Source organism: Sphingomonas sp. AC522 (assembly GCF_979258125.1).
Genome location: NZ_OZ409836.1, coordinates 1,726,982 through 1,740,558, shown reverse-complemented (window position 1 = coordinate 1,740,558; position 13,577 = coordinate 1,726,982). Strand labels below are relative to the sequence as shown.

At 64.9% G+C, this 13,577-nt stretch carries 11 protein-coding genes; 2 read left to right on the top strand and 9 right to left on the bottom strand.

What is annotated here, in order from left to right:
• Positions 1–155 precede the first annotated feature (155 nt).
• On the top strand, positions 156–944 hold the full coding sequence (locus tag ACZZZM_RS08510; RefSeq protein WP_463594671.1) for an arginyltransferase: 789 nt from the start codon (positions 156–158) through the stop codon (positions 942–944).
• Between the two features lie 4 nt (positions 945–948).
• Here ACZZZM_RS08510 and ACZZZM_RS08505 read toward each other — a convergent pair whose 3' ends face one another.
• From ACZZZM_RS08505 to ACZZZM_RS08490, 4 genes are all read right to left on the bottom strand, one after another.
• On the bottom strand, positions 949–1,758 hold the full coding sequence (locus tag ACZZZM_RS08505) for a transglutaminase family protein (RefSeq protein ID WP_463594670.1): 810 nt from the start codon (positions 1,756–1,758) through the stop codon (positions 949–951).
• Entirely contained in the window at positions 1,758–2,693 is a 936-nt protein-coding gene (locus ACZZZM_RS08500; RefSeq protein WP_463596411.1) for an alpha-E domain-containing protein, read from the bottom strand. The genes ACZZZM_RS08505 and ACZZZM_RS08500 overlap by 1 nt, the downstream gene beginning before the upstream one ends.
• An 8-nt stretch (positions 2,694–2,701) precedes the next feature.
• Positions 2,702–4,174: a circularly permuted type 2 ATP-grasp protein gene (locus ACZZZM_RS08495; RefSeq protein WP_463594669.1), complete on the bottom strand. Its 1,473-nt coding sequence runs from the start codon at positions 4,172–4,174 to the stop codon at positions 2,702–2,704.
• A gap of 68 nt (positions 4,175–4,242) precedes the next feature.
• Positions 4,243–6,249 carry a protein-disulfide reductase DsbD family protein gene (locus ACZZZM_RS08490; RefSeq protein WP_463594668.1) on the bottom strand — a complete coding sequence of 669 codons (2,007 nt, stop codon included), beginning with the start codon at positions 6,247–6,249 and terminating at the stop codon, positions 4,243–4,245.
• Between the two features lie 81 nt (positions 6,250–6,330).
• On the opposite strand from ACZZZM_RS08490, the gene ACZZZM_RS08485 reads away from it, so the two are divergent.
• Complete coding sequence (locus tag ACZZZM_RS08485; protein WP_463594667.1) at positions 6,331–7,953, top strand: alkaline phosphatase family protein; 1,623 nt, start codon at positions 6,331–6,333, stop codon at positions 7,951–7,953.
• A 28-nt stretch (positions 7,954–7,981) separates the two neighbouring features.
• Here ACZZZM_RS08485 and ACZZZM_RS08480 read toward each other — a convergent pair whose 3' ends face one another.
• The 5 genes from ACZZZM_RS08480 to ACZZZM_RS08460 all read right to left on the bottom strand — a co-directional run bounded on the left by ACZZZM_RS08480 (position 7,982) and on the right by ACZZZM_RS08460 (position 13,571).
• Positions 7,982–8,905, bottom strand: coding sequence for a right-handed parallel beta-helix repeat-containing protein (locus tag ACZZZM_RS08480; protein ID WP_463594666.1), 924 nt, complete (start codon positions 8,903–8,905; stop codon positions 7,982–7,984).
• Between the two features lie 99 nt (positions 8,906–9,004).
• Positions 9,005–9,880 carry a 3-hydroxyisobutyrate dehydrogenase gene (gene mmsB / locus ACZZZM_RS08475; protein WP_463594665.1) on the bottom strand — a complete coding sequence of 292 codons (876 nt, stop codon included), beginning with the start codon at positions 9,878–9,880 and terminating at the stop codon, positions 9,005–9,007.
• A 114-nt stretch (positions 9,881–9,994) separates the two neighbouring features.
• The gene (locus tag ACZZZM_RS08470; protein WP_463594664.1) at positions 9,995–10,771 is read right to left on the bottom strand and encodes an enoyl-CoA hydratase; all 777 of its coding nucleotides are present in this window, start codon (positions 10,769–10,771) and stop codon (positions 9,995–9,997) included.
• A 113-nt stretch (positions 10,772–10,884) separates the two neighbouring features.
• The gene (locus tag ACZZZM_RS08465; RefSeq protein ID WP_463596410.1) at positions 10,885–11,910 is read right to left on the bottom strand and encodes an enoyl-CoA hydratase/isomerase family protein; all 1,026 of its coding nucleotides are present in this window, start codon (positions 11,908–11,910) and stop codon (positions 10,885–10,887) included.
• Positions 11,911–11,918: 8 nt separating this feature from the next.
• On the bottom strand, positions 11,919–13,571 hold the full coding sequence (locus ACZZZM_RS08460) for a PHA/PHB synthase family protein (protein ID WP_463594663.1): 1,653 nt from the start codon (positions 13,569–13,571) through the stop codon (positions 11,919–11,921).
• Positions 13,572–13,577 lie beyond the last annotated feature (6 nt).

The window sequence follows — 13,577 nt, the reverse complement described above, 5'->3', positions numbered from 1 at the left end:
GCCAAATGCTTAACGCCGGGGGCCATTTCCTCAGAGCGGCGGCGTTAACTCTCTTTCATGGTAAAGCCGCTTTTCATCCTCTTTCTTCCGCAGCATAGTCGCGTTCAACGAGCCGGTCTGGGGGCGGTTCGGATGAGCATAGGGGCGTATACGCGGTGACCGCACTTTCCCGTTTTCCAAGGTTCTTTGTGACGAGCCCCAGCCCTTGCCCGTATCTGCCGGGCAAGCAGGAACGGAAGATCTTTACCGAGCTCACCGGCCAGCATGCGGGTGAATTGAACGATGCGCTCGGCCGCATCGGGTTCCGCCGCAGCCAATCAGTAGCGTACCGCCCGAGCTGCGCTGGATGCACGGCCTGCGTCTCGGTCCGCGTCGTCGCGGGCGAGTTCATCCCCAATTCGACGCAGCGCAAGCTGATCCGGCGGCATGCGGACCTCGAGATCACGGCCTGCAAGCCCTGGGCTACCGAAGAGCAGTTCGCCTTGCTGCAGCGCTATCTCGCGAAACGTCATCCGGGAGGCGGCATGGCTGCGATGGACGAGAACGATTATGCCGACATGGTCGAGCAATCGCCGGTCAGCTCCTATGTGATCGAATATCGCGAGCCCTCGGTGGACGGCGAACCCGGCAAGCTGGTCGGCGCCTGCATCACCGATCAGCAGGCCGATGGCCTGTCGATGATTTACAGCTTCTTCGATGCCGACGAAGCGACCCGGCCGGGGCTGGGCAATTTCATCATCATGGAACACATCATGCGCAGTTGCGCCGCTGGGCTCCCTTATGTCTATCTCGGCTATTGGGTGAAGGGCAGCGAGCGGATGGCGTACAAGACGCGCTATCGCCCGATCGAAGTTCTGGGGCCGAACGGCTGGACGGTGCTGGCCGACGAGGACCAGACGATTGCGATGCCGATGCCGACGCGAATGGCGGCTGCGGCGGCCTAGGCGTTTATTCCTCGCCGCCCACTCGATCGACGTGAAGGTCCACGTCGAGCTCTTCCTTGCCCGGTCCCACCCGCATTCCGGCGATCGATGCTGCGCCCAGCGCATCAAGGCCGACGGCTACCCGGACATAGCTCGCGTCGGGCGAAAGGCCGGTCGCAGGATCGAAGCCGATCCAGCCGATGCGATCGATATGCGCTTCGGCCCAGGCATGCGGCGCGCTGTGATTGGCTTCGCCGTCGCTGCGATAGCCCGAGACGTAACGCGCCGGGATATGCAGGCTGCGCGCGCTGGCGATGAACATCTGGGCGACATCGCGCGAAGTGGCAGTCTTGCGAGCAAATGCCTCCACTGCAGAGGCGCCGGTATCCGGGGCATCGGGAGCGCTTGGAAAGCGTCTATGAAGCGCGCTGTTGAGGCGGTGCATCCGGTCGAGCGGATCGCCGCTGCCCGCGCTCTGCGCGGTGAAGTCGATCAAGTCGATGTCGGCAAGCGTCCGCGCAGTGACGCGGCGATAGAATAAGGGCGGCAGTGGCTCGACCGCGTCGCGAATCACGCCAGTCGCCTCGTTGGTCAGCACTTCGCCGGTCACCGTGATGTCGATCGCCTCGATCGGCCCCTCGGCGTAGAGCATGGTGATCGCGTTGCCATAGCCATCTACGGCGTCGCGCAACCGGGCATCGCAATCCACGCCGATATGCCAGCTGACCACGGTCTGGTCCTGGGTGTCGCAGGGGGTGAGGCGCAGCATCTGGACGAGCCGCGCCTGAGGCTCGCTGAAGCGATAGTGCGTGCGGTGTTCGATCGCGATGCGCATCAGGCGAACCGGAACTGGCGGGCGATGGCGGCGTCGAGCATCGCGTTCTCGGCGATAAACGCCTTCAGATATTCGTGAAGGCCGCTGACGATGATCTGCGAGGTCTTGGTCTTTTGCAGCCGGGCCATGCGCGCGCGGGCCATGCGATCGGCCTCCCCCTGGAGCCCGGTGCGCTTGGCGAGCGCGCTGAGCAAGTCGACAGTCTCCTCGACACAGGCGGCAAGGCTGCGCGGAAGCTCCGCGCGGCTGACCAGCAAATCGATGACGTTCCGCGGCTGGAGCCCGTCATTATACACCCAGCGATAGGCGTTCACGGCCGAGACGGTCTGGAGGATCGTCGTCCATTGATCGCGATCGACCACGCCGCCAACCGGTTCGCCCTTGGGGAGCAACAGATGGTATTTTACATCGACCAGCCGCGCAGTGTTGTCCGCGCGCTCGACTGCCGAGCCGAGCTGGATCAGCAGCGTCGGCTCGTTGCGCATCATCCGGTGGATCGCGCCTTCGAAACCGCGGGTCTCGCCCTTGACCTGTTCGACCAAATTGAGCGTCGCGGTGGTGCCGCCGGTCGAGGCGCGGTTCTGGAAATGCAGCCAAGCGCGGTTGATCGCGGTCCAGGCCTCGCGCGTGAGCGCAGTGCGGACAGCGCGGGCATTGTTGCGCGCCATTTCGAGGCAACGGACGATCGAGCCGGGATTGTTGGGGTCGAGCGTGAGGAAGCGCGCGACATGCGCTTGCGTCAACGGGTTGCCGGTCGCTGCGAAGGCTTCGTCGGTGTAGCTGACCGCGAGCGCGCTCTTCCACGCCGCTTCGCCCGCCGGGCGCGCCGAGAGGGCGTCGAGGCGGACCGTGGCTTCGACGAGGCGTGCGATGAAATCGGCACGCTCGATATAGCGGCCGAGCCAATAGAGCGCCGACGCGGTGCGGGAGAGCATCAGCATGGCTACGCTCCCTGGCTCTGCGACTGCGACTGGCGCGCACCTGCCCCGTCGTCCATCAGCACGAAGCTGTCCTTGGTCCCGCCGCCCTGACTCGAATTCACCACCAGCGAACCTTCACGCAAGGCCACGCGAGTAAGGCCGCCGGGGACGACCTGGACGCCCTTGCTTCCGGTCAGCACGAACGGCCGGAAATCGACATGGCGCGGCGCGAGTCCGGCATCGACCAAGGTCGGCACCGTCGACAGCGCCAGTGTGGGCTGGGCGATGTAGCGGTGCGGCTCGGCGATCAATGCGGCGCGGAATTCCTCGATCTGGGTGCGGCTCGCAGTGGGGCCGACCAGCATGCCGTAGCCGCCCGATCCATCGACCAGCTTCACGACCAGTTCGGGCAAATGATCGAGTACATATTTGAGCGCCTCGGGCTCGCGGCAGCGGAAAGTCTCGACATTGGGGAGCTTGGCTTCGCCCCCTGAATAGAAGCGAACGATCTCGGGCATGTAGCTGTAGATCGCCTTATCGTCCGAAATCCCATTCCCCGGCGCGTTGAGGATCGCGACATTGCCCGCACGGTAGGCGGCGATCAGCCCGGGCACGCCGAGCAGTGAATCGGGACGGAAAGCGAGCGGATCGAGATAATCGTCGTCGATCCGGCGATAGATCACATCGACGCGGACGCGCCCGCCGATGGTGCGCATCCAGACGAAATCGTCGTCCACCACCAGATCGGCTGGCTCGACCAGCTCAACGCCCATCGCATCGGCAAGGAAGCTATGCTCGTAATAGGCCGAATTGAAATGACCTGGCGTGAGCACGACGCAAACGGGGTTCGATTTGCTGCCGGGCGACACCGAGCGCATCGTCTCGAGCAGCATGTCGGGATAGCTATCGACGGCCGCTACGCGGAAGTCGCGAAAAAGCTCAGGGCACAGCCGCAGCATCGCCTCGCGGTTTTCGAGCATGTACGAAACGCCCGAAGGCGTGCGGGCATTGTCCTCGAGCACGTAGAATTCGTCGGGGCCGGTGCGGACCAGATCGATCCCGCAGATATGCGCCCAGACCCCATGCGGCGGCCGGATCCCGGCGACTTCTGGGCGGAACTGATCGTTCATCAGCACCAGCTCGGGCGGGATTATCCCCTCGGCAAGGATGCGGCGGTCGCAATAGATGTCTTCGAGGAAGGCGTTGATCGCCTCGACGCGCTGGATGAGCCCTTCGGACAGCCGCTGCCATTCGCTCTGGAGGAAAATGCGCGGGACGATGTCGAACGGAATGATGCGCTCGGCAGCATCGCTGTCGCCATAGACGGCAAAGGTGATCCCGAGCTGGCGGAAGGCCGTCTCGGCGGCCTGCTGACGGCGCTGCAATTCGGAAGCCGGCGTGTCCGCGACCCATTGCGACAGCGCTGCAAATTCCGCGCGCGGGCGTTCCGGCCCGCCATGCCCCCAGATTTCGTCAAACGCCCCGTTCGCTGCCATGCGCCCCCAAAGTGCCGAAAAGCCGACTGGTTCCATGCTGCAACGGTTTGCTGCAGCGCACAAGTAGATTAGCGGGCGGCGGCTAGTTCGGTCATCGTGGATTGCGTGAGGATCTGGGGCAGAATTTGCGGCTCGGACGCGCCCGGCTGGTACCAGAGATAGAGCGGCACGCCCGCGCGATTGTGCCGCTCGATGAAGCGACCGAGTTCGGGATTGCCATCGGTCCAGTCGCCGACCAGAACCGCGACATTCCCCTTCTCCAACGCGTCTTCGACCGCGGCGGTCTCGATCACTGCCTTTTCGTTGACCTTGCAGGTGAGGCACCAGTCTGCAGTGAAATAGGCGAAGACGGGCCGGCCTTCGGCGCGGAGCTGAGCGAGGCGCGTTTCGCTGAATGGTTCGCCATAGGCCAGCGATTGCGCGTGGACGGCGGGGCGGATGAAGGCGACCGCTGAAAGTGCGGCGACAAGCAGCGGAAGGCTGAGGAGCCAGGCGCGCTCGCGACCGCGGCGCTGGGCGCGACCGGTCAGCCAGAGCCCGATTGCGGCGATCAACGTGGCGCCGAGGCCAATCGCCAGCCCCGTCTCGCCGGACTGCCGCCAGAGCACCCAGCCGAGCGCTAGCGCAGTCAGGAACATCGGGATCGACAGGATATGCCGCAGCCGCTCCATCCAGGCGCCAGGCTTCGGCAGCCGGCGGCGGAGTGCAGGAATGAAGCCGAGCGCCAGGAAGGGAATCGCGATGCCGAGGCCCAGGCCGCCGAACACGGCGAGCGCCGCAGGCCAGGGCAGGATCAGCGCCGCGCCGAGTGCCGCGCCCATGAACGGGCCGGTGCACGGCGTCGCGACGAAGGCCGCAAGTGCGCCGGTCGCGAAAGCGCCTCCGGTGCCGCGCGAGGCGGCGCGATTGACGAAGCGCGGAGCCGAAATCTCGAACAGCCCCGCCAGATTGAGCGCGATGCCGGTGACCAGGAGCAACAGGATGAGGATGACGCGCGGATCCTGGAGCTGAAACGCCCAGCCGAGCGTCGCGCCGCTTGCGCGCAACGCCAGCAGCATGCCGCCCAGCGCGAGGCAGACCAGCACCACGCCCGCGGTATAGGCCAACGCCTCACCGCGCGGATTGCCCGCGCCGTCATTGGCCTTGGCAAGGCTCAGCGCCTTGAGGCTGAGGATAGGGAAAACGCAGGGCATGACGTTGAGCAAAAGCCCGCCGAGCACTGCGCCGAAGAACGCCGTCAGCGCCGCAGCCCAGGGGAAGCTGGTATTAGCAAGCGGCACCGTGCCCGGCCTCGCCGAGACGATGAACCCCTGCCCGCCCACCGCCAACACGCCTTCGAGCGCGGCGAGATTGCCCTTGGCGGCGGTCTCGATCACCAACCTGTCGCCATCGCGGGCGGCTGTCTGCGGCGCGGCGTGGTCGAGATTGTTTTGCGTGAGGGGATAGAAATAGGCGTCGCCCCCCGGCGCATCCGCCGGATAGGGGATTGCGATACGGATGCGGCCACCCTCGATCTGGTAGGTCCCCTGCGAACCAAGCGGCTTGGGCAGCGCCTTTCGCCACTGGTCGAAGCGCGCGCGGCGATCGGCGAGGATTGCGCCATCCCCTACCGTCAGCCGCATGGACAGCTCCGCCTTTTCGGGGACGCAGATCGCGTCGGTGCAGACCAAATAGCTGAGCGTGACTGCGACCGGAATTTCTCCGCGGGCATCCGCGGGCACCTTGAGCGTGACGAGCTGCGCGAAGGGGCCTTCATAGACATAGTTCATCAGCCCCGCGATGATCAGCCGCTGCGGCACGGGGAAGCGGATCGGGCCGGCGATCACGCCCTGGGGCAAAGTCCATGCGGCGGTCGCGGGGTAGCCGGCGTCGCCCGGGTTCGCCCAATAGGCATGCCAGCCCGGATCGGGCCGCGAGGCAAAGGCCAGCGTCACTTCGCTGCCCGGTGCCGGGCGGTCGGTCTCGGCGATCAGTTCGATGCGGACATGCGGCCCTGGCCCCACCGGCTGTGCGGCCACGGGCGCGCCGAACAAAGCGAGCATGAGCGACACAAGGATGAAACACCAAGCCTTCATCACGCGTCCTTGCCGTGCCCGTCGCTTATCGACAATAGCGGCCCCGCCCCGTTTGACCACGCCGGAAGGTTGCCCAAGCCCATGAAGCGAATTCTTACTGCCGCTCTCGCCTTGCTCGCGGCGCCCGCAATGGCGCAGGTTACACCAGCAGCAGCTCCCCCGCCCAAGCTGGTGGTCGTGGTATCGGTCGATCAATTCTCGGCCGACCTGTTCGCCGAATATCGCGGACAGTTCCGCGAGGGCTTTGCGCGGCTATTGTCGGGCGCAGTATTCCCCTCGGGTTATCAGAGCCATGCCGCGACCGAGACTTGCCCCGGCCACTCGACGATCCTGACCGGCGCGCGCCCCGCCCGCACTGGAATCATCGCCAATGACTGGATCGATTTCAGTGTCGGGCGCACAGACAAGACGATCTATTGCGCCGAGGACGCCAGTGCGACCCCGGCGGTGCCAGGCGGCTATGTTGTGTCGGCCAAGACGCTGAAGGTGCCAACCCTTGGCGAGTGGATGAAACTCGCCAATCCCGCGAGCCGCGTCGTCTCCGTCGCCGGCAAGGACCGGGCGGCGGTGATGATGGGAGGGCACAAGACCGATGAGATCTGGTGGTTCGCAGGCAAGGAATTCACTTCCTATCCCGGGCTCGCCGCGCCGCCGATGGTGACGCGAATGAACGCCGGCGTGGCCCAGCGTGTCGGCCAGGCGCAGGAGCCCATGGAACTGCCCGCCTTTTGCCAGGCTCGTAGCCGAGCAATCGCAGTAGGTGGAGGCAAGACCGTGGGCGACGGCCGCTTCGCCCGCGCCGCCGGTGAGTGGAGCAAGTTCCGAAACTCGCCCGAATATGACGAATCGATCCTGGCGTTGGGCGCCGGGCTCGCCGCCGACATGAAGCTCGGCCAAGGCGATTCCACCGATCTGCTGATCGTGGGGGCATCGGCCACCGATTATGTCGGCCACAATCTCGGCACGCGCGGCAGCGAGATGTGCCTGCAATTGCTCGCGCTCGATCACGCGCTCGGACAGTTCTTTGCTGCGCTGGACAAGACGGGGGTGGACTATGCCGTGGTGCTCACCGCCGATCATGGCGGTCTCGATTTGCCGGAACGCAGCGGCGAGATGGGTTCGGCAGGCGGCGCGCGCGTCGATGCCGGGCTGATCGCCGGCAATATGGGCAAGGAAATCGCGGCCAAGCTGGGGCTGACCGCGCCCGTGCTCCACGGCGGATCTTTCGGCGACATCTATGTCGACCCCAAGCTAACCCCGGCCCAGCGCAAGGCGGTACTGGCCGAGGCTACGGCACGCTATACCGCCCACCCCCAAGTGCAGGCGGTCTTCACCAAGGCGCAGGTCGCCGCGGTTGCCAAGCCCAAGGGACCGCCCGACAACTGGACGCTGATCGAGGAACTGAGCCAGTCTTTCGATCCCGAGCGCTCGGGCGATCTTCTGGTCGTGCTCAAGCCGCGGATCACGCCGATCGTCGACCCGAGCAAGAGCGCCGTCGCCACGCACGGCAGCGCATGGGATTACGACCGCCGCGTGCCGATCCTGTTCTGGCGCAAGGGCATGACGGGGTTCGAGCAGCCGCTTGCTGTGGAGACGGTCGACATTGCGCCGACGCTCGCGGCGCTGTTGCGGATCCCGGTGCCTGTGGAAGTGGACGGCAAGTGCCTGGATCTCGATTCAGGGCCGGGAGATAGCTGCAAATAATTCCTCTCCCATCGGGAGAGGGAGAAAACTACCGCCGCTCGAACTCGCGCATGCCAGTCAGGCGGTTGCCCTGAAGGACGATGTTCGAGCGGCTCAAATCCGCCACGAAGGCAGGGTTGCCCGGCGCACCGGGGCCCATGCTGGCGACATTGTCGGTCACGGTCAGCCCGTTCGAGCCATAGGTCTTGGCCTCCGCCGCGACGACGATCAGGCCGGAGCTGTTTTCCTTGTTCGGCCCCTGGACGAAGGTGTTGCGGCTGATGAGCCCTGCCCCGCCTTCGGACAAGTCGATCATGTAATTGGTACCCTTGCCGCGGCTATCGTCGAAGCTGTTGTCGACGATCTCGACCTGCGGCGCGCGGATCTTGACGTAATGCCCGCCGGTGCCCCGCTCGAAGCGCGAATTGCGCACGATGACCTTGCCCTGCAGCCCCAGATAGATCGAGTGGCTGCAATTCTCGGTCTCGCACTGGCCGAGGCCCGAGAAGGTGGTGCGATCGATCGTGATGTTGCGCACCGTTTCGTGCCCGCCGCCGAGAATGCCTTCCTGGCTGTCGAGAAACATCGAATTGGTGACGAGCAGGTCTCCCATTTCGATGCGGATGCCCGCGCCGTTACCATCGTTCACGCTGTATCCGCGGAAGACGATACCATCGACCGCGGAGCCGCGGCCGCGGAGCACGAAGGCGGCTTTGTCTTCGCAGGTTTCGCTTTCGAAGATTGCGGTGCCGGGCTGGACGGCCTTGAAGGTGATGCGGCCACCCTGCTGGACGGTGCATTGGCGATAGGTGCCCGGCGCGATGAGGATCGTCGCGTCGTTATCGCGAACCGCGGTGACAGCTTCGTCGAGCGTGGCGAAGCCCTGGCCGGTCTCGGCGATGGTGAAAGGCGCGCGCGCTTGCTGCGCAGCGGCGGGGGTAGCGAGGGCGAGGAGGAGGATGAGCGGGCGCATGAGGGGAATATGCGCTGCGCCGGGTTAACGTATCGTCATCCCAGCGAAAGCTGGGATGTTGTGCGGCCCCAGAGACCCCAGCTTTCGCTGGGGTGACGACTAGCGCAGCGTCTGGATAATACCTGAGAAATCCTTGTCGGCACCTTCGCCCGCGACATAGGCCTCGTAGAGTTCGGCGGCGCGCTTGCCCATCGGCGTGTCCGCGCCTGTGCTCGCCGCGGCCTCCATCGCGAGGCGGAGGTCCTTGAGCATCAAGGGTGCCGCGAAACCGCCCGTGTAATCGCGATCGGCGGGCGTCTCCGGGCCCACGCCGGGAACCGGGCAATAGCTCGTCATCGACCAGCTTTGCCCGGAGCTTACCGAGGCGATGTCATAGAAATTCTGAAGGTCGAGCCCGAGCTTTTCGGCCAACGCGAATGCCTCGCACGTAGCGATCATCGTCGCGCCAAGAAGCATGTTATTGCAGATCTTGGCGGCCTGGCCGGCTCCCATTGCCCCCGCATGAATCACGGCCTTGCCCATGTCGGACAGGAAAATCTCTGCGCGTTCGAAACCCGCGGCGCTGCCGCCGACCATGAAGGTGAGCGTGCCGGCATTGGCTGCGGCGATGCCGCCCGACACGGGGGCGTCGACTGCAGTGAGCCCGCGTGCTTGGGCGGCTTCGGCGACTCGGCGGGCAGTGTCGACGTCGATCGTCGAGCAATCGATCAGGATCGCGCCCGCGTCCGCTGCGTCGAAGACAGTGTCGTTATAGACGGCCTCGACGTGCTTGCCCGCGGGGAGCATCGTGACAACTGCCTCCGCGCCGGCGACCGCCTCGGCGGCGGAAGCGACAGGCAGGCAGCCCGCGGCCTTGGCGCGGTCGAGCGCGCCCTGGCTGAGATCGAAGGCGCGGACGTCGTGGCCGTTCTTTGCGAGGTTCGCGGCCATGCCGCCGCCCATATTGCCCAGGCCGATAAATGCTACGCGTGCCATTCTTTCTTCCTTATTCCCCTCCCGCTTGCGGGAGGGGTTAGGGGAGGGCCTGTCGGCACGCTCCCAATACAAGCCCTCCCCCGACCCCTCCCGCAAGCGGGAGGGGAGAAGAAGTTACTTCCCCGTCCAGTTGCCCGGGCGCTTCTCGACAAAGGCGCTCATGCCTTCCTTTTGATCCGCCGTGCCGAACAAAGCGTGGAACAGCCGGCGCTCGAAAGCGACGCCCTGCGACAGGCCGGTCTCAAACGCGGCGTTGACCATTTCCTTGTTCGCGAGGATCGAAAGCGGCGCCATCGAAGCGATCAGCTCGGCGGTCTTGATCGCATCCTCGACTAGGTCGGCGGCAGGGAGGATGCGCGAAACCAGCCCGGCGCGCTCGGCTTCGGCGGCGTCCATCATCCGGCCAGTGAGGCACATCTCCATTGCCTTCGCCTTGCCGACCGCGCGCGTAAGGCGCTGCGAGCCGCCCATTCCGGGAGAGACCGCCAGCTTGATCTCGGGCTGGCCGAACTTGGCGTTGTCGCCGGCAAGGATGAAGTCGCACATCATCGCCAGCTCGCAGCCCCCGCCGAGCGCATAGCCCGAGACCGCCGCGATGATCGGCTTGCGAGTGCGCGTGAACGCGTCCCAGCCGGCGAAGAAATCATGGCCGTACACCTCGGCAAAGCCCTGGGCCTGCATTTCCTTGATGTCGGCACCCGCAGCGAACGCCTTTTCGCTGCCGGTGATGACGGCGCAGCCCTGGGTTGGGTCCTTGTCGAACGCGGCCATCGCGTCGAGCAATTCGGAAAGGATCTGGCTGTTGAGCGCGTTGAGCGCCTGGGGCCGGTTGAGCGTGACGAGCGTGACGGCGTCGCGCTGCTCGACGAGGATGGTTTCGTAATTCGACATCGTCTTCTCCCAAAACCGTCACCCTGAACTTGTTTCAGGGTCCAACCCTCCGCGGGCGATGGTGCCGCTTGACGCACCCTGGATGCTGAAACAAGTTCAGCATGACGAAGTAATTATAGCGGGCTCCACACCTCATCGGCGGGGAGCGGTTCGAAGAATTGTGCCACGTCGGCGGCGGGCGCCCAGTTCGGCGTATTGTCCTTGTCGATCAGCAGTGCGCGGACGCCTTCGCGGAAATCGGGAAAGCGGATCATGCGGACCATCAGGCCATATTCCATCCGCATCTCGTCGACGAAGTGCGGCTGCTTGGGGCTCTCGACCAGCATGCGCAGCGACACCTTGCAGGCGGTGGGCGATTTGGCGCGGATCGTCGCGGCGGTCTCGGCGGCCCATTTGTCCTGCTCGGCATCGAGGCAGGCGAGGATCTGGTCGAGATCGTCCGAAGCGAAGCAGCGGTCGATCAGCGGCAGCCTGGCCGTGATCGGCGCGGGTGGGACTTCGTAGTCCGTCGCCTCGTCGAGGATCGCTTCCACGCGGAAAGGGTCGGCGGCGATGCGCTCCTTGACCGCTTCGAGGCGTTCGGAGGGGATATAATGCGTCGCCAGCCGCAATGCCTTGCACTCGGCGCCGTTGAGGCGCGCGCCGGTAAGCGCGAGATATTGCGCTAGGCGGCCGCGCAGCCGCGAGAGATAGCGCCCGCCGCCAACGTCGGGAAAGATGCCAATCGTCGTCTCTGGCATCGCGAAGACGGTACGCTCGGTCGCGACCCGATAGCGGCAGGGGCACGAGATGCCGACGCCGCCGCCCATCGTCACGCCGTCCATGAAGGCCACGCCCGGCTTGGGGTACGTGTACATCAAATGGTTGAGGCGATATTCGTCGAAGAAGAAGGCGCGGGCGGCCTCTTCATGGCCTTCGACGCTGTTGGCGATGCCGACGACATCGCCGCCGGCGCAGAAGCCCCTGCCCTCGGCATGATCGATCAACACGATGCGGACTTGCGGATCATCGCGCCATTCGAGCAGCGCGCTGGTCATCGCCTGGACCATGGAACGATCGAGCGAATGCAGCGCGCGCGGGCGATTGAGGCGCAGGCGGCCGGCCTGCCCGTCTGTATGGGCGCGGACTTCGTCGTACATTGCAGTCATCAGCCGGCCTTAGCGTAGGAACCGGGGGCGGGTTCAAGCCCATCCTTAATCTTTCGCGCGGGTACCCGCTCGTTCGAGCCGTGCGTGGCCAGCCATTGCTGCCAGTGCGGCCACCACGAACCCTCATGCCTGGTCGCGCTCTCCAGCCATTCCGCCGCCGTCGCGGGTTTGGCCTCGCTCGTCCAATAGCCATGCTTGTTGGCGGCGGGCGGGTTGATGACGCCGGCATTATGGCCCGAGCCGCCAAGGATATAATCGGCATCCAGCAGGCGCGCGCCGTCATAGACAGCGGACCAGGCCGAGACGTGATCGTCCTTGAGCGCGATCACCAGCATCGGGGTGTTGATCGCCGTTAGATCGATCGGGGTATCGTCGACGACGAAACCGGCCGAGGTCAGCTTGTTCTCGAACAGAATGTCGCGGTTGTACGACTTCAGGAACGTTGCCGGGATACGCGCGCCGTCCTCGAACCAGTAGAGCAGGTCACTTGGCGGTGCGGGCTTGTCGAGCAGATAATGGTTCACCACCGACGACCAGATCAAATCGTTGGCGCGCATCGCCGCGAACAGGCGCTGAAGCTCCAAGCTATCGATGAAGCCTTGGGCTTCAAGATGATCCTCAAGTGCGGTCAGATGCCCCTCGTGCACGAAGGCTGACCAGTCGCGCATATCGGCGAAATCGACCATCGAGCCGATGAGGGTAGCCGAATTAACTTCGTCAGCGCGGCCCTTTGCGGCGAGATATGCCAGCGCGATCGCGACGAGGGTGCCGCCCAGGCAGAAGGCGAAGAGATCTGGTTTGGCCCTGGTGCGCTTGGCGACGACTTGGATCGCTTCGACTACGCCTTCCAGCACATAGTCCTGCACGCCCTTGTCGCGGTGCGCCTCGGTGGGGTTGACCCAGGAGACGACGAACACCGTGCGGCCCTGATCGACCAGCCATTTGACCAAGCTCGACTTGGGCACGAGGTCGATCATGTAGAACCGGTTCACCAGCGGCGGCACGTAGAGTAACGGCTCGGCGGCGACATCCGGGGTGGCGGGATCGTATTGGATCAGCTGGAACAGCTCGTTCTGATAGGCCACTTGGCCGGGGGTCGCGGCGATGGTCTCGCCCTTGACGAACGCGTTGGGATCGGTGCGGCGGCGGACGATGCCTTGACCATTTGATACGTCTTCCAGGAGGTTCGCGAAGCCATTTAGGAGGTTCGCGCCGCCGGTTTCGGAGACTCGCGCAACGACTTCAGGGTTCGTCGCGGCGAAATTGCTGGGTGCGATCGCGTTGAGATATTGATCCAGCATGAAGCGGACCATGGCCCCGCCTTCCCCCTTGGCGACCAAGCCGCGTAGCTGATCGGAAGCGAGCAGATAGGCGTCGCGGATGTTCCGATAATAGGGATCGTCCTGCCATTCGGGCGCGGAAAAGCGGCGGTCGCGCGGCTTGTCGGTCGCTGGCGCCATCGGATTGATCGCGCGGGTCCAGAACTCGCCCCATTGCTGCGCTGCCTGAAGCTGGACTTCGAGCAGGTCGCTGGGCTTCATCGCGAGGCTGGTCGCGAATTCGGTGGTCGCCTGTGCGATAGCAAACGGATCGAAGGGTAGCGTTTGCCCCTTGGGCATCGCCGCCATCGCCTTTTGCAGGCGCTTGGTCATATCCGG